At 32.1% G+C, this 17,081-nt stretch carries 17 protein-coding genes; all 17 read right to left on the bottom strand.

Annotated elements, in window-relative coordinates; genetic code table 11:
* Positions 1 to 2: 2 nt before the first annotated feature.
* On the bottom strand, positions 3 to 458 hold the full coding sequence (locus AC3ANL_RS06010; RefSeq protein ID WP_488328348.1) for a signal peptidase I: 456 nt from the start codon (positions 456 to 458) through the stop codon (positions 3 to 5).
* Positions 448 to 720, bottom strand: coding sequence for a PqqD family protein (locus AC3ANL_RS06005; RefSeq protein WP_488328347.1), 273 nt, complete (start codon positions 718 to 720; stop codon positions 448 to 450). The genes AC3ANL_RS06010 and AC3ANL_RS06005 overlap by 11 nt, the downstream gene beginning before the upstream one ends.
* Complete coding sequence (locus AC3ANL_RS06000; protein ID WP_488328346.1) at positions 717 to 1,502, bottom strand: hypothetical protein; 786 nt, start codon at positions 1,500 to 1,502, stop codon at positions 717 to 719. The genes AC3ANL_RS06005 and AC3ANL_RS06000 overlap by 4 nt, the downstream gene beginning before the upstream one ends.
* Positions 1,503 to 1,589: 87 nt before the next feature.
* Entirely contained in the window at positions 1,590 to 1,847 is a 258-nt protein-coding gene (locus AC3ANL_RS05995; RefSeq protein WP_488328345.1) for a hypothetical protein, read from the bottom strand.
* A 177-nt stretch (positions 1,848 to 2,024) separates the two neighbouring features.
* On the bottom strand, positions 2,025 to 2,909 hold the full coding sequence (locus AC3ANL_RS05990; protein ID WP_488328344.1) for a glycosyltransferase family 2 protein: 885 nt from the start codon (positions 2,907 to 2,909) through the stop codon (positions 2,025 to 2,027).
* 6 nt (positions 2,910 to 2,915) lie between these two features.
* Positions 2,916 to 4,028: a glycosyltransferase family 1 protein gene (locus AC3ANL_RS05985; protein WP_488328343.1), complete on the bottom strand. Its 1,113-nt coding sequence runs from the start codon at positions 4,026 to 4,028 to the stop codon at positions 2,916 to 2,918.
* A gap of 11 nt (positions 4,029 to 4,039) precedes the next feature.
* Complete coding sequence (locus AC3ANL_RS05980; protein ID WP_488328342.1) at positions 4,040 to 5,041, bottom strand: SDR family oxidoreductase; 1,002 nt, start codon at positions 5,039 to 5,041, stop codon at positions 4,040 to 4,042.
* Between the two features lies 1 nt (position 5,042).
* Positions 5,043 to 6,428, bottom strand: coding sequence for a nucleotide sugar dehydrogenase (locus AC3ANL_RS05975; RefSeq protein WP_488328341.1), 1,386 nt, complete (start codon positions 6,426 to 6,428; stop codon positions 5,043 to 5,045).
* Positions 6,429 to 6,440: 12 nt separating this feature from the next.
* Positions 6,441 to 7,532: a glycosyltransferase family 4 protein gene (locus AC3ANL_RS05970; protein ID WP_488328340.1), complete on the bottom strand. Its 1,092-nt coding sequence runs from the start codon at positions 7,530 to 7,532 to the stop codon at positions 6,441 to 6,443.
* Positions 7,533 to 7,871: 339 nt separating this feature from the next.
* The gene (locus AC3ANL_RS05965; RefSeq protein WP_488328339.1) at positions 7,872 to 9,218 is read right to left on the bottom strand and encodes a hypothetical protein; all 1,347 of its coding nucleotides are present in this window, start codon (positions 9,216 to 9,218) and stop codon (positions 7,872 to 7,874) included.
* Positions 9,219 to 9,377: 159 nt separating this feature from the next.
* Positions 9,378 to 10,349, bottom strand: coding sequence for a polysaccharide pyruvyl transferase family protein (locus AC3ANL_RS05960; protein ID WP_488328338.1), 972 nt, complete (start codon positions 10,347 to 10,349; stop codon positions 9,378 to 9,380).
* A gap of 361 nt (positions 10,350 to 10,710) precedes the next feature.
* Positions 10,711 to 11,556 carry a 6-hydroxymethylpterin diphosphokinase MptE-like protein gene (locus AC3ANL_RS05955; RefSeq protein WP_488328337.1) on the bottom strand — a complete coding sequence of 282 codons (846 nt, stop codon included), beginning with the start codon at positions 11,554 to 11,556 and terminating at the stop codon, positions 10,711 to 10,713.
* Positions 11,557 to 11,677: 121 nt separating this feature from the next.
* Complete coding sequence (locus tag AC3ANL_RS05950; protein ID WP_488328336.1) at positions 11,678 to 12,742, bottom strand: glycosyltransferase family 2 protein; 1,065 nt, start codon at positions 12,740 to 12,742, stop codon at positions 11,678 to 11,680.
* Positions 12,743 to 12,830: 88 nt separating this feature from the next.
* Positions 12,831 to 13,985 (bottom strand): polysaccharide deacetylase family protein, encoded by a 1,155-nt coding sequence (locus AC3ANL_RS05945; protein ID WP_488328335.1) that lies wholly within the window; start codon positions 13,983 to 13,985, stop codon positions 12,831 to 12,833.
* A gap of 46 nt (positions 13,986 to 14,031) precedes the next feature.
* Positions 14,032 to 14,931, bottom strand: coding sequence for an SP_1767 family glycosyltransferase (locus AC3ANL_RS05940; protein WP_488328334.1), 900 nt, complete (start codon positions 14,929 to 14,931; stop codon positions 14,032 to 14,034).
* A 46-nt stretch (positions 14,932 to 14,977) separates the two neighbouring features.
* Positions 14,978 to 16,033, bottom strand: coding sequence for a glycosyltransferase family 2 protein (locus AC3ANL_RS05935; RefSeq protein WP_488328333.1), 1,056 nt, complete (start codon positions 16,031 to 16,033; stop codon positions 14,978 to 14,980).
* A 1-nt stretch (position 16,034) separates the two neighbouring features.
* Positions 16,035 to 17,081, bottom strand: coding sequence for an acyltransferase family protein (locus AC3ANL_RS05930; RefSeq protein ID WP_488328332.1), 1,047 nt, complete (start codon positions 17,079 to 17,081; stop codon positions 16,035 to 16,037).

Here is a 17,081-nt window from a genome sequence, read left to right as displayed (position 1 = left end):
TATTAATATTGTAGTTTTAACTTCTTGTTTAAATAGTTCCGTAACATACCTGAGAGGAATGGCAGAGAAAGGATTAATTTCCCCCATACACGGGATAGGACATGATCTGTGGTTATCTTTACTTGTTTTTTTTGTACGCTAACAAGCTTGCCAAGAATCCAATGTTCTTCAATGGGAGAATCGAAGCCCAGGTTTGTATCACCTTTTAATATAAAAAACAAACGATCCTTTTCTTTTGTTGTTTCGACAAATCGATGGGCAATTAATTGGCCTGTTTGTGAATAATACAAAACGACATCACCCTTTTTTAATACGGAGGGTTTACACGGAATAAACCGACATGTATTCCCTTGTTTGATAAAAGGGTACATACTATTTCCAAATGCGGGAAGCTCCAGCCAGCCATCCTTGTTAATTACTTTTTTTAGCAGTGTAAAGGTATGAATATCAATCAGCATAAGAAATCAACCCACACTGAACGAGATTTTCTAAAAATTCTTCGATATCGTTTGTTACCTGCTCCTTGTTTTCATTAACTGGAAATTTCTTCACCAATGTTTGCACAAGCGACTCAACTGTTTGATTTTCCTTCAGCATTGTCCAACAATGACCGCCTACCTCATTCAACTTAGTAATGGTGCATTGATCGGCATTTAAAATAATCCATTCCCCATCCAATTCGGTCGCTTCACAATTCCCTGTTTGAATAAACTGATTCATGATATTAACTCCCAAAAAGTGTTATTTTTTTGAAAATAAAGTTCATATACTGGTACCTGTTTCACAAGCATGGTGATAAGTTTTAAAATGGTCCTGGTTTCTTCCTGGTTCTGAGGCCAAAAAAACACTTTATCCATTAAGTGAAGAAGTGCATCAGACTTAAGTGACCTCACTCTTTTATTTTGAAGGGCTTGGTGAAGAAGTTGAATACTTGCTAGTTCTACCATCCCATCAAATGGCTCTGCCTCCAGTTCACTTCGGAAAGGTGAATTAAAGATGGTGACACCGGTGGAAGTAATTTTTAACAGTGTGGCCTCATCAGAAAGGAGAAAACGTGGATACGAAAGCTTTGCAGCGGTCGATTTACCGGCACCTGATTGCCCTGCAAAAATGTGGGCCTTACCATTTTCGATGGCACAGGAGGAGTGCAGCAACAATCCCCAATTATGATGAACAATGAAAGAACTATACAGGTTTGTTAAGGCATGTTTTAAAGCTAATTCATCATAAACTGATATATTAGCAGATGTGTACCCTGAATCTACTTCAATTTGGTAGTCAGCTCTGCGATAGGTAATTTTATTTACTTGATTGGTGATTTCAACTTCATAGTTTAAGAACGGAACCCCATAGCCATCTTTTATGTTGATGAAAAGATTGGGCTCCAGGCTTGCTGACCCTCCGTGGAGATGAAAATTTTTCCTGAAAAATGGATTCAGGATTTCCGATTTACAATCGATCTGTATGTAATGGTCGCCAATTTCTGTTAAAAATCCCATCATACTGACCTCCTTTGGAAGAATTGCATATATAAATAGATGGAAGGGGAAGTAGACCTTATCCTATTAATCTTCCCGTTCCCATTCAAACTATGGATTTACATTTGGATTACACTGGCCGACCCCTATATTTCCATTCCCTTTACCATTACCCTTACCACTTCCATTCCCCGGGGTTCCTGCACCACATGGCTGTGGATTTGGGTTTCCTGGTGGGAAGTGGATTCCACCATTTCCGTTAGAATCGGGACTTTTCCCTTTTCCAGGATTCCAGCTATGCCTTGTTTCAAATAGGATTTTTCGATGGCTTAGGACTGTTGGTTTTTTATAAACCTTTTCAGCAATCATTTACTCACCTCCTTACTAACGTTCTTTTTATAGAACGAACAAACCAAAAAATAAACCTTTACTATGTAGTAAGAGGATAATAATACATTTATTAAATATATAGTTAAATATAACGTATTTTAAATTCTTTTTAAAGAACAACCATTCGACAAAAAAACACAATTATATCGTATTGAATTACTTTTCTGTCACCTTAGATATAATATATTTATTTAGTACAATACCAAATGGTAAAGCAATTAGTGTCAATAGTTTTTGTGGTGAACGCCTTAAAACATCTTTACTTTCTGCAAAAATGCTACAGGATACATAATGGATGGCCTGCTTAAATTTGAATTGTAATGGAGTGTTTGGTAATTTCATCATTTCCATTCGATAAAATCTAAAGCCCTTTGGACTCACTGTATATTGTTTTAATATGTTCTTTGATGATCCATCTGGCAGATACTCCACACAACATACCGCTTCATTCATTAGCAGCAGTTCATATTCTTGGTCTAACATGTAATATTTATATGAAAGAGGAACTAATTTTTCATTTTGATAAATCGGGTAGGGATATTTCTTAGTTAGTTCAGTGCGATAGACTAACTTTTTATCCCCTTTTACTCCGTGTTTATTATATAAGCTAAATAAGGTCGAGGTTTTAAGATCCCTTGGCAGTTCTGTTCCAATGACTTCCCCACTGGCATCGCAATCAAGGCCAATTAAACCACCGATCTTCTCACTACCATTTTGTTTCCAAAAAGACACTATTTTTTCAACAGCATCGTCCGGCATATAATCATCACTGTCTATGCAAACATTTAACTCTGTATCTATTAAATTATAGGCCGTATTATGAGCCCCATGCATACCTTGGTTATGCTGACTGTAATATCGAATCGAAATAACATTTTCTGCTATCCAAGTTTTAACTAAATCTTCCGTGTCGTCAGAAGAACCATCATCAATGATTAACCAAATAAATTCCTTGTTTGTTTGTCTTTTAAGGCTCTCATAACATTTAGGAAGGATATAGGCCCGATTATATGTTGGGGTAAATATAGTTAGGATCGGCAAGAAGGATCACCTCGAGTTCGATATATAAAAATTTTGAAGCCATGACACGGTACTCTTGATATCATATCCTCTCTCTCTTAGCAGATGGAGTTTGGAGCTTTGACGATTATTTGGTTCGACTTGGAATTTCTCTAATTCCGCAACCCATATATCCCGACTCGTTATGTTCAAAAATTTCATTAAGTCTAACCCCATGTCCACTTCGTCTGAAATCTGATCCGATATGAAACAAGGAATTCCCGCTGCCTGGGCCTCTATAAGCGTGACTGGTAAACCTTCATGAAGAGACGGAAATACAAAAAGGTCAAGTGCTTGAAGCAATTGATTAATGTCACTTCTAACCCCAAGGAACATTACCTTGTCTTGTATATTTAATTCATTTACTCTATTTTCAATGTCTTGCCTTAACACACCGTCACCACATAATAATAAAGTGGAATCAGGTCTTCTTTTAACAAATTCTGCAAACACTTCAATTAAAAATTTGTGATTTTTTTGTTTTGTAAATCTCCCTACATGCCCGATCACAAGTTGGTTATCACTTAGGCCTAATTCTGTCCTTTTCATCATCCTAACTTCAGGAGAGTAATGGAACATTTCCGGTTCTATTCCATTATTAAGTAACTTTGCCTTATGCGATTTACTTCCAAATAACCACTTGGCTGCTGCTTGTGAACAAGCAAAAGTATAATCAGAATGGGAAGGAATAAATAATCCAGAATACCATTTATATCCCTTAGCAAGTATTCCTCCCTCTCCACCAGTATTATGACTATGAGAAATACAATACTTAATTCCATTTTTCTTTGCCGTTCTAACTACAAGTCCACTCATCTGATTTAGATGTGAATGTACAATTATATAGTCGTTATGATTAGAGAAGAAATCATTAAGAGATTTCATATATCCAAAATGCCCTACTTCATTAATATAGGGAATCCGATGTATCGTGCCACCAAGTTCATTGATTTCACTATCAAAAACCCCTTCTCTACACGTTAGAAAATCGAATTGAACTATGGATCGGTCTATGTTCCTATATAAATTCATAATCAGCGTTTCAGCACCGCCTCGGTTCATATTCACTACAACGTGAAGAACTCTAATAGGCTTATCCATTCCCTCCCCTCCTACAAAAAACTAATTCCTGCTTCAACATCCAAATTTTCCTTATACCAATCTATCGCTGCTTCAATCCCTCGCTCAAAGCTCCAATCTGGTTCATACCCTAGCATCTCTTTTGCCTTAGAAATATCAGCATTACTATGCTTAATGTCGCCATTTCTAGCAGGTCCAAATAGGGGGTGAATATCTTTTCCTAATGCATTCAACAAATAAGTATAGATGTCAATCAAAAACTCCCTTCCCCCGTAGGCAATATTATACGCCTGCCCTGCCGCTTCACTTTTTGCCATACAAGCCTTCAAATTTGCCTCAATGACATTTTCTATATAAGTAAAATCCCTGCTTTGCTTCCCATCACCATTAATAGTTGGCCTTTCATCATGTAGCAATTGTTTTATAAATTTAGGAATCACTGCAGCATATGCCCCATCAGGATCTTGTCTTTTGCCAAAGACATTAAAATATCGTAATCCATACGTATCAAGTCCATATAGCTTTGTATAAAGTTTCCCATATTCTTCGTCTACCTTTTTGGTAAGGGCATATGGTGATAACAAATTTCCTTCTTTTCCCTCTTTCTTCGGAAGATTTGGCTCATCTCCGTACACGGATGAACTTGAGGCATAAACAAACTTTTTCACACCAGTTTGCCTGGCTGCTTCCATCATATTTAAAGTACCTTTTATATTAATTTCTTCATAAACCAAAGGCATCTCTATACTTCTTGGAACGCTCCCCCACGCAGCTTGATGGAGGACATAATCCACGCCTTCACAGGCCTTCATGCATGTTTCCCGTTCACAAATATCTCCTTCCATGAATTCATAGTTAGGATGATTGATAAACTGCTCTACATTTTCTTTTTTTCCCGTTGAAAAATTATCTAGGCCTCTAACTTGATAACCCAGTTCCAATATGGCTTCCACTAAATTTGACCCAATAAATCCTGCTGATCCAGTTACTAAAAATTTAGATCCCTCAGGAAATGTTATTTTTTCATATCCCACTTTATAGCCTCCAATATACAAAGCCCGAATTCTCTGCTTCTATTCGATTAAATACTCCCTTGATGTCCATTAATACATGATGGTTTTGAACAACTAGGCTCATCTCAGATGAGGCAGCAACTTCATTCATGGCTTCAGCATTTATATGCATTTGCTTTGAGGATCTGAACATCTTTTTTACGTCTTCCAACTTAATGGACTTAAACTCATCATGTGGTACAGCAAAGATCACTGCGTCCATGTCTTTTATCTCGTGTACCTCACATGGATTAATTCGATATTCCTGCCAAAGATCATCTCTATCCGCAAGAGGGTCAATAACCTTTACTTCTACTCCGTACTCTTCTAATTCTTTGATGACATCTACTACCTTTGTATTTCGAACATCTGGACAATTTTCTTTAAAGGTAACACCAAAGATAGCTACCTTTGAGCCATTTATCTGTTTATTGGCCTTTATCATGTTCTTTACTGTACTCTCAGCCACATACTTACCCATATCATCATTTATTTTTCTTCCTGAGAGGATAATCTGAGAATAATAGCCCATTTGTTCTGCCTTGTAGGTAAGGTAGTAGGGATCCACACCTATACAGTGGCCACCGACAAGACCTGGAGAGAAGTTAAGAAAATTCCATTTCGTTCCTGCTGTTTCCAGAACTGCTTTTGTATCAATTCCCATCTTATTAAAAATGATCGAAAGTTCGTTCATAAAAGCAATATTAATATCTCGCTGGGAATTTTCGATAACCTTTGCCGCTTCAGCTACTTTAATGCTTTCCGCTTTATACACCCCGACATCCACGACTAATTCGTACACTTTTGCCACAATATCAAGCGTCTCTTTATCCATCCCAGAAACTACCTTAATGATCGTTTCGAGTCTATGTTCTTGATCTCCAGGGTTAATTCTTTCCGGAGAATAGCCCACTTTAAAATCTATTCCACACTTTAATCCAGATTCTTTTTCCAAAATAGGAACACATATATCTTCAGTAACTCCTGGATAAACAGTAGATTCGAAGACTACAATTGAACCTTTGGTTAAGTTTCTACCAAGCGTTCTGCTCGCGGACTTCACCGGTGTTAAATCCGGTGTGCGATCTTCCTTTACAGGTGTAGGCACCGCCACAATGTGAAATTTTGCCTCTCTTAGCCTTCTTTCATCTGATGTAAAGTCAACCGTTGTATTTTTAATGACTTCATTTCCTACTTCTTTTGTTGGGTCTATCCCATTTTTATAAAGTTCTATTTTTTCATCATTCACATCAAATCCTACTACCTCAACCTTCTTAGCAAAAGAAACAGCAATGGGCATACCAACATAGCCAAGTCCGATTAATGATACTTTTACTTCCCTGTTAACAATCTTTTCAAATAAGTTCATACTCATTTCTCCCTATAAATTGTTAATTTCATCTAAATAAGCATTAATCACAATTTTCCGATCATATTCCGTCTCCATCTTTTTACGCCCAGCTATTCCCATTGCTTTTTTTTGCCTATATGGGAGATTAATAAATTTAATAATTGCATCAACTAAACTATCAACACTCTTGACCTCAAAACCAAAACCACTTAGATTTTCATCAAACGTTTCTTTACAGCCTGGTACTCTTGAAGCCAACACTGCACGGCCCGATGAGGCAGATTCTAGGAGTACATTAGCCGTTCCTTCATGGTAGGAAGGAAGGATGGTTGCATGAGATTTCTTAATAAAAGAATGGACATCATCCTGCTGGCCGTGATAATTAATAATTCCTGCTTTATTTAATTCAGCTAAGTGTTGATTATAATCTTCTTCACAGCTGCCAATTAAATCAAATTGTGTATTTGGGTATTTTTCTTTCACAATTTTTGCTGCCTTTAGTAGTTCCTCTATCCCCTTTGCTTTCATCATCCGGCCAATAAAAAGGAATCTATGCTGCTCATTTTCTTCGGGATATTCCTCAAGAGGATGATGACCTAGGTTAACACCCGAGCCAGGAATTAATCTTAATCTAGTCTTACTCTTGACAATCTCTTTATCTAAAAAGAATGTTAGATTCGTTTCATTTTGGAAAAATAAACAGGATGCATTTTTCAATCCTGTCTTATAAAGCATCAATGTAATTTTCTGGATGTTCCCTTTGTTTTCAAGGGATGTTCCTAGCCCGGTTATGTTTGTAAGATAGGGTGTTCGAGTTAACCTACAGGCAAGGCCGCCATAAACATTCGGCTTAATCGTATAGGTTAGAACCACATCTGGTTTCATTCGTTTGATTATTTTTATGTAGTGGAACAAAAGCTTTCCGTCCTTAATGGGATTCGTTCCACGTCGTTCCAATTGCGTCTCTACAAATTGGCATCCTAAACTTTTTAGCTTTGGTACATACTCATCACTTGGCAGTGAAATATAAACCTCATGTTGTTGGTATATTAGTTCTTGTAATAATTCTTTTCTAAAGTTATACAAACCTAGCCCGAAATTAGCTAATACAAGAATTTTCATCTTCTAAACTCTCCTTAACTGGAACCAAGTCTAAGATTTAGTTTCAGTTATATCTAAATCACCTAGGGCAATACCTACCATCACACATCAAATTATCCGTTCACTGAATAGAACAATTAATCTAGAATAAAACAAAAGGATTTTTTACTAAACAGTATCTCTCCTCCATCCAGTATTAAAAAATATCCCAGCATTTGATTTGTTCTTTATATAGAACAAATTGATGTGTTTATCATATTATCTCAAGGACATGAAGTCAACAATATTTTATTAAAAGAACAGTTAACTTTATCATTGGTTCTTCGTAAAAGTGATATAGAGGGAACTAATAAATAAATTTTAGATAATATTTAAATTGTTGATCAGAAAATCAATTTTTAGTAGGTACGTAAGAATATTTAAACCAATGATTTTTTTGATGAATTTTTTTGAGAATGCAGGTAAAAATCTTCCAATATTCAGTCCGATTTTAGTAAGAAATGAGGGCTTATTATGTTTATCAAAATTGTATTTTTTTAGCCAAAATAAAAAATCCCTATGGCTGTCATCAATCATTTGTATATTTTGGGGTATGCTTTTTTGTATATCCTTCCAATAAGGCATATCATCATCCTTAGAATTAGACCAAAATCCTTTAATAATATTGTTTTTTACATGTGAAAAGAAATTTTCAGTTATTTTAAATCCATGAAAATTTGGGTCAATGCCTTCCACTAATAATCCCACAATTGTTCTACAACACTTTTCACATTTACTGCAATTTCCGCCATTATGATTTGCCTGCCAACAAACACGGATTTGCAAGTCATCCTTATTCTTTTTAATAAATCTAGAAATTAAACTTATTTTCCCCTGTCTACTTAAGTCATAACTTTCATGAACAACTTCTGTATTAGCCCATTTAATTTCATTGTCAATTGAAGGGTGTGACCCCCATGGAATATTAATTTCAGCGGTATCAGAGGCTGGAATGTAGAATGTTGAAATTTCTTTACCATAAGTTATTGGAGAACATAAACCCACTAATCCAAATCCATGCTGTACACCTGCCCACCAATGAAATCCATTTATCAAGTGACCATATTCGTCTCCAAGGGCTCTTGTATTTAAAAATAAAGTAAAATTTGACTTAATAAAAACTGCTCCTGTTTCCAATTCATTTGCTATTTTAGTGTTATAGTTTTTTACCTTTTCCCAAGAATCTATGTCATTTAAATTTACATCTGCCCCCCATATTGTAACCAAAGTTGGTTTTTCACCAATCCTTCTTATATATGTTGCAAGTGAGTCTATTCCCCCACTAAAAAGCTGAGCACTTTTACCTGATTCCTTTATTTCATTTTTTATTAGCTTTTTAGCAATTAGTTTACCCTCCATTTTTACTCTTGGATATAAATTTTTAAGACCTATTTGAATATTAGGAATTATGTTGTAAAATTTTTCATCTATTTCATCGACATATACATTCACACCGCCAAACCATGCAACTGGCAAAATATTAGCCAATAAGGGTATTACCAGAATGCTATTTGGAATATTATTTATATTTATATTGCTGTCATATTCAGCATAAAAACTTTGGTCTTTGAAAAACTTTTCAATAAAATTTGGAACAGTAAAGTCTACTTTTACTGTATTTTCGAATTTGACCGGTTTCAAAATATTTATTCCATCTATATAATTCACTGATATTACCTCCATTTTAAACTGAATTATCGGTAAAAAATCATTATCAATTTAATACCTCTGACAATATCCCAATAAAAATTAACTAAAATTATGATTATAAAATAGATCCTTTAAAATCTTTTTTAATAAGTCTTTAGTTTATGGCCATAATTTTGATTACTGTGTAATTTCAAAAGGTTCCTTAATCAACTGTGCGATATCAATAGGATTCGTCCAACTTTCATAGTAACTTGAATTTTTCCCATAAGAATTATCCATTAGTTTATTTTCTTTATTCATTAAACACGCTAATATATGGCCATGTAATCGTGAAGTAATAATAGTTTGATAACCATTAAAAAAATTTACGGCTTTGTTTATCATATGACTTATGAATATAAACCAAAATTTTGATAATAGGGTAGGAGAAATAATTTTTTGTATCTTATATGATCGATGGGCCCTTCTAAGTAATCTATATATTTTATTATCTAATTTCGAAAATAAGAGATGCCAATCAAACTCATTTACATTCTCTGTATTTATGATTTGTGAATCTAATCGTTCTTTATCTCTTCTAAAAAAATATAAACAGTTTACATTGTTCGTATTTTTATTGGTAATAGGGTACAAAGCGTGCGCCATATCCTGACACAAATATACATTTTTAAGATATTTACTAGCTACCAAGTAACTTTTTTTATCTCTAACGTAAAGGTGCAAATCTTTATGTTTACGAAAAACATCAAAATCTTCTTGCATTTTTTGTTTATTTTCATAATAAATTGATTGTGGGAGAATGACGATACGATTATTTGGGAATTTTTCGACAAGTAATTTCCTTGAGTTTTGATGAACAGAATATAAATCACCAAAATTCCCTCCCCCATGACACACTATAATTGTTTCTTTTTGCACTTCTATTAATTTATCTTGTTTTTTTAACAGATAATCTATAAGATGATGGCTAAATCTTTTTACAACACGTATCTTACAATCTTTAAAGAATTGTTCAGTGCCTTTCCAAATAAGCATGTCTCCAATGTTATTATGTACAGGATAGTCAAAATAACAAACTTTTGCTCCTTTTGGTATTACATCATTTATTTTCTTTAATTGATTCTTTAAATCCATCATGTGTATTTGCACAATATCCCCCTAAAATAGTTTTTTCATTTTATTACATGATTCTCTCATTTCTTCAAATCTTTCATATCAATAAAAAATTATGAAAACAGCTGCATCGTAATGCAGAAGGTGCTATCTTATATCACAAAAATCCCATTTTTTATATTTGTTCGTTAAATAGAACGTTTAGTCAAAAATAAATAGAGTAGACTTTATATTCGATGTATTCCCAATTATCATTCTCTGTGAACCATATAAATTAATAGATACGCAGGCTTAATATTCATTACAACGAACAATCTAAAAAACTATAATATTATGATGATGAAATAAATTTACACTATTTTTTTATGTCAAAATTACGAAAAAAATTTATATTACCTTATAAATATCCAATTATTCCTTGATCATTTTCTTCATTCTTATCTCCAAATAAATTATCAAAATTCCTGAGTTCAAAAACATCCAAGTAAGAAACCCGAGTTGCATTATAAATTTTTCTTCCTGAATTTTCATACACAAATTTCGCTTTTTCCATTCCATTATACATTTCTTCAGGGGCCTGGCCTGCCTTCTTTTCATCTGCTCTAATGTAATCTTCACTAAAATAAATTTGTGAATTATCCTCTTTTTTAAGGAATAATAAATCTTTTGTTTTCGAAACTGCGCCTTTGAAATTGTAATCATGCCCAAGTAAATATACTTCTGAAAACCCCAAGTAATGAGCTATTTGAAGTAGATGATATGAAACAGTACCTGACGAGTATAAAGATTCCATTATATTAGTTGAAAAACTTCCGTATTTGTTTTTATTAAGGTTATTATTAAAATATACATCAGCATTAAACAATTGTTTATAACACTTTAAAGTCAATTTTGTCTTTGCTTCAACTAAATTTATATCTTTTACATTCTCTTCTAAAACTATTGAATCTACGACCATATAAAAAGTTGGTCTCCATGTAGTTTGATTAAAAATTTTATATATTTTATTAGATGCAAATGTAATTTCACCTTTCAGTCTCTCTAAATCCTCAGGCTTCAAACTTGGACCATTTCCAATAATAAAGCAACGTTTGCCATTATATTTGTTTTTCAATTTAAATATTCTGTAGTTATTATTCGTAATTGGAATATTAAATCTCGAAAAGTTATAAACAATATTAACCAGTATTAAATTTGCTGAATTATAGACTTTTTTTGCAGTTTTTTTTATATATTTGTACACTTCGACATTCTCCCATATAATAATAATCTTTAAAGTGCTTTTTAAAAATTAACCAAATTAGATAGCTATTCCTTTTAAATGCCCATTTACTCATCTTAATTAACAATTATTTCTTCATGGATTATTTTGGGAGTAACTTCTTAATCTTTGATATTTTTTTAAAATGATATTTTATTATCCCAATCAACTCAAAGTAGTAGAGATAAATTTTGTATTTAGAAAAAAGGTAATCAAAAAGAGTAAAATTAAGTTTTGAAAATCTTATTAAATTTTTATATTTACTCAATCTATCGTTTGTTAAAAAACTAGCGTAGTCTTGAATAATTTTATTTTTCAACATTTTTCTATATTTCTTATTTGGATCAATTTCTTCCTTGTATTTTTTGATCATTTTATAGTGGAACATAATTTGATTGAATAAAAGGAATTCTGCTAAAATGAGAATGCTTAAATTATTTGTTCTTTTCTTTAGAAATTGGTACCTTTCTTCTTGAACTTCTAGCCCATCCAAATTTCTTAATGTATAGTTTTTTTGTTGTCCCATAATACTATCTTCTCTTTGAATGTAGTTGTATTTATCCAGTGCGACAAATATATACTTTTTTAATTTATAAAATATTTTATATGTAAGAAAGCCATCCTCGTATAACTTGTCTGGATATCTCAGATCATCAAAAAGTTCCATTTTATACAATTTACCCCATGCAACATTCCTTATAGGATGTTCTAATAATTTTTTCAATGCAAATAAATTATCTCCGCTCTCTATTCTTCCATCAATAATTTTGTTAGTTTCTAATGGTTGTAAATTGCTACTTTTTACAATCCTAAAACTACACTCCACCACGTCTGCGTTGTTCGCAATTAAAATTTTATACAATGTCTCGTACATGTCCTTATCAATAAAATCATCACCATCAATAAAACTTATTAAATCTCCTGAAGCAATATCAAGACCTGCATTCCTTGCAGATGAGAGACCTCCATTTTCTTTGTGAATTACTTTTATTCTATTATCCTTTTTTGCATATTCATCACATATTCCCCCACATCTATCAGGTGAACCATCATTTACAAGTATTAGTTCAATGTTAGTGTATGATTGTGCTAGTATTGATTCCACACATTTACGTAGGTATGGTTCAACATTATATATCGGGACAATAATACTAATTTTAGCATCCATAAATTAAGATTCCCTTCACTCACTAATTTACTTATATTTTTAATTTTTTTAATATTTTGAAATTAAACTTAATAATTTTTACTTTTACTTATGGATTGTTGGTATGATCCAAAACCTTCAATTTGTTAAGTGTCTCTAAAATCCTAAAATCTGAAATATTATTATCCTTTAAGTTAAGTCTTTCAAGATTTATGAAATATTGCATACCGTCCAAATTAGAAATATTTTTACCACTTAAATCTAATTCTCTTATCATGCTTAATTCTGAAATAGAGATCCATGGATCATCAGGATTTGAGATGTATTCCCTAACACAACTTTCCAAATTTTTGTCTATAAAGGTCGCGACACCAGCTATTTCAGCAGATGTATAAAATTCCAAATCCAGCTTTTTGGCTTCATCAATAATTTCTTTAATTACTTTGGGTGAAATTCTCCATTCTCCAGCTGCCTTCGAGTCTTTACCCCAGCCAAAATCCTTCCAGTCAATTTCTTCTGGAATTAGTGAATGGCACATAAAAATTAAATTATTTCCTGTTTTCTTAGACAATTTCATTATTCTTTTAATATACTTAACATCAGTTAGAAAATTGCTATCTACTCGTATTGAAGGCGCAAGTCCAGTATAATTAAATGCAATTAAGTTATCTTCAGTTAAATGTCCTCTAACGATTTTAAAATATTTTGGCACTAATTCCTTAATATTATCTTCATTATAATGAGAGTATGGAAATGCGTAGGTTACTGGTTTTTTAAATTTTTCTTTCGTTTTTGAATGTGACTGATTTTCCATCCAGGTAAACAAAGGTTTAATATCTTCTTCTAACCAACCTGATAAACCTTTTTCATCGGAATAACCTTTTGCATTTTGATGGTTATATCCATGGTGTGCAATTTCATGACCGTTTGCTTGTAAATCTAGCAGCATGTCTATTTCCTCTTGATTGTGCTCTCTTTGACCTTCAAAATGGTGGAATGCATTAATATTAAAAGTTGCTTTGACATCATAATACCCGAATAATTCTTTTCCATATTTGTACCAATGTTTAACTCTAAAACTATCATCAAAAGAAAACGAAATACCTGGTTTACTTAAATAAGGTGTGTTTTTGTTTGAATTCAATTTGAATATCTCAAGATTTTTTTCCATTTTATTAATAATGCTTCCATAGTACCAGTCATGCCTATACGGGGAATACCGGAACTTTACCTTCTTAATTGTATTTACTAACTTACTGCTCACTCTTTCTGTTCCTCCCTTATTGCTTTGCCATAAGTCCTACTGCTTATTAAAGGATTTGAGCCAGGATTTCATTTTCATACTCTGGATTATGCAATTTTTCAACTTTTGTTCCATTGGCAACTTCACCAGTATACTTATGTTTAACAGGGGTTTTAACTTGAGTTCTTTTTAAAAACCATTCATACTCTATATCGACATTTCCAATATCAACAGCTTGGTAACCCATTCTAGATAGATCGTATGCCAATACTGTTGCTGTAGGTCCAAGAGCAAGAAGTATTAATTTTGAGGTATCGTACTTTTTAACCGTATTTAAAATTTCCTCATATTTTGCAAATGCATTTTCAGCGGGACATAATATTCTTTTTAATGATTTTGCATTACTAAATAAATTATTACCAGCTCCTAATCTACTTTGTTCTCCTTCAACTAGAATAATTTCCCTATCATCCCAGATCTTTTTAAATCTAAAAAAGCGCTCTTCTGCTTTACTTTTATCTTTATAGTCAATATATAAACGAGTCACCATTGCGTCATAATAGACCTTCTTCTTGTCTAACTTACTATATATTTTAATTCTGTAGGAATTTAAATATTTATACCAAAAATTTTTTGCTCTATCAGTAAACCTATCGACATTACTAAAAACATCAGGTATACACACGATATGATCTTTCCTTTGTGAGCTTATAACTTCTATTAATCGTAAACTCAAATCGTTATTATATTCCTGGAAGAACTGCTCTCCCTTAAACATAATATTAAATTCTCCATTTCCATAGCGGCTCACAGAACACTTATCATTTATTATTTTGTTCAACGTTTCATCTGTTGATCTAACAATGGGAGGCTTTACAACTTTTGAAACTAATTTATTGGGTAAAACCCTGAGATTTTTTTTAAAATCAAGAAATATATAATATATTTTCAATAATAATTTCTTCATGTTTCTTTACTCCCTATTAGTTTTATTGCTTACGTCATAAACTCAATCAACTCTTTTTAAAATAACTTTGGAATGAATAACGTTTGATATCCATAATATATTTTTTTACTCTAATCATCTGTTCAAAAAACCAAATAAAATAATAATTATTTGTTTTTAATAACTTTATATATTTCTTATCTTCTTTTGATGTATCTGCCAATTTTATACACTCAATGAATTCTCTTGAATTTAGAATTTGATTGTTATATTTTAATTTTTTAATTAATTTATCCTTATTTCGTTCATCAAAAGTATTCTTAAATATTTTCAAAAAATTCAAATAGTAATACGTTGCAAATTCCCCATATTGTTCCCTATCGACGATATTTTGTTTAAAATAATCGGTCCATGCGGAATAAACCATAACAGCAATATCAAATAAATCTCTACGATAACTATTCATTAAGCTGTATTCATTCGAGTGAACGTAATTATAAGTAACTGAGGGGATGGAAACAAACGAATCCATATGACTCATATACGCGAGGTTAAAAAGTAAATCTTCCCCCCTATTTACATTTACGTCAAAATAAATAGAGTTTTCGACGATTATTTTTCTGGCATATATTTTGCAACATAAACTACCTGATAGACCTTTTTTATATGTTTCAAAATACTTCTCTTTATCAAAAGAAACTTTTTCAGGAAAAGCCTTTATGATTTCCTTCTTTTCCCTAATCTTATAAACAAACCTAATTCCACTTATCGGTAAAACCTTTTCACCTTCTTTAATAGCCTTATAAAGTTGACTACACCAATTGATTTCAACATAGTCATCACTATCACAGAACATCAGATAATCGCCTTGAGCAATTATAATTCCTTTATTTCGTGCATTTGAGACCCCACCATTATTTATGTGAATAACCTTAATTCTGCTATCCTTTTCAGCATAATTATCACAGATCCTGCCGCTCATATCTGTTGATCCGTCATCAATTAAAATTAATTCAAAATCAGAAAATGTTTGTGCCAGTATACTATCAATGCAGCGGTGAATGTAATTTTCAACATTATATACTGGTACTATTATTGATATTAAAGGTATTATTTTTCTCACCTCAATATACAGACTTTAAGTTATAAAAATGATTGGATTTTGATAGTTTAATGAACCCTATACTAAACAACAGAGAACATACTAATACGGAAATAAACAAAATAGCTGAATTATCAGTGTTAAAATAATGTGTTAAAATCAATCCATTTATATTTATGAACATAGGATGTACAAAATAAATTACGGAACTTATTTTCCTCAATAATGGATAACATATATTGTTTTTAAGTTTACTTTTACTTACCAAATTAAAAATAAAAAATACAGTAATTCCTGTTAATAATACATTTGAGAATTTAGAAGAATTTCCAGACGTTTTTAGTAACCATACTTCCAATCCAAGTAAAAAAATGCCTACAACGCTTAAAATTCCACTCAAAGTGGTGTTTATTTTTATTCTATACTTTGAAAAAACGAACCCCATCATCAGATAAGGAAATGTCCTTAATAATCCCACACTTATTGAACTAAGATGGTCATACAATTTAATTAAAAATTGAATAAGCAAGTTCCCACTTACAATCCAAGAATATGAATATGCAAATGTCCCAACTAAATAAAAAATAACTGCAATTCCGATTACTAGCTTAACTGGGACAAATCTTAATATGAAAAAAGAAAATATCATTCCATATATCAGTGCAACAATATACCACATATGATAATAACTTCCAGTTATAAAAATACTTAATACATAACCCTTAAAATTGGCTAAAGTAAAAAAAACACCCTGATACCAAAACGGTATCCACCATATTAGATAAAATAATGTCCAAAAAATATATAAATTTATTAAATGCAAGATATATTTCTTTAAATCGCTAGTATTTCTTTCAATCCTTCCGTTTTTCAGATTAATCTTATTAAAAAAGAAATAACCAGCACATACAAAAAAGAACGGTACAGCTATTCTTGCAATAATCTCCACAAATATAAAATTGGCAGTTTCGCTATATGATAGTAAGGGTGGTGCATGAATAATAACTACCAATATTGCGCATATAAATTTTGTTACATCGATAGCATTGTTATTTGAAGAACTGGACAT

It is taken from the genome of Neobacillus sp. DHD-1R (assembly GCF_057747995.1).
The sequence above is the reverse complement of the archived record's forward strand: the minus strand, read 5'-3'. Positions and strand labels throughout refer to the sequence as shown.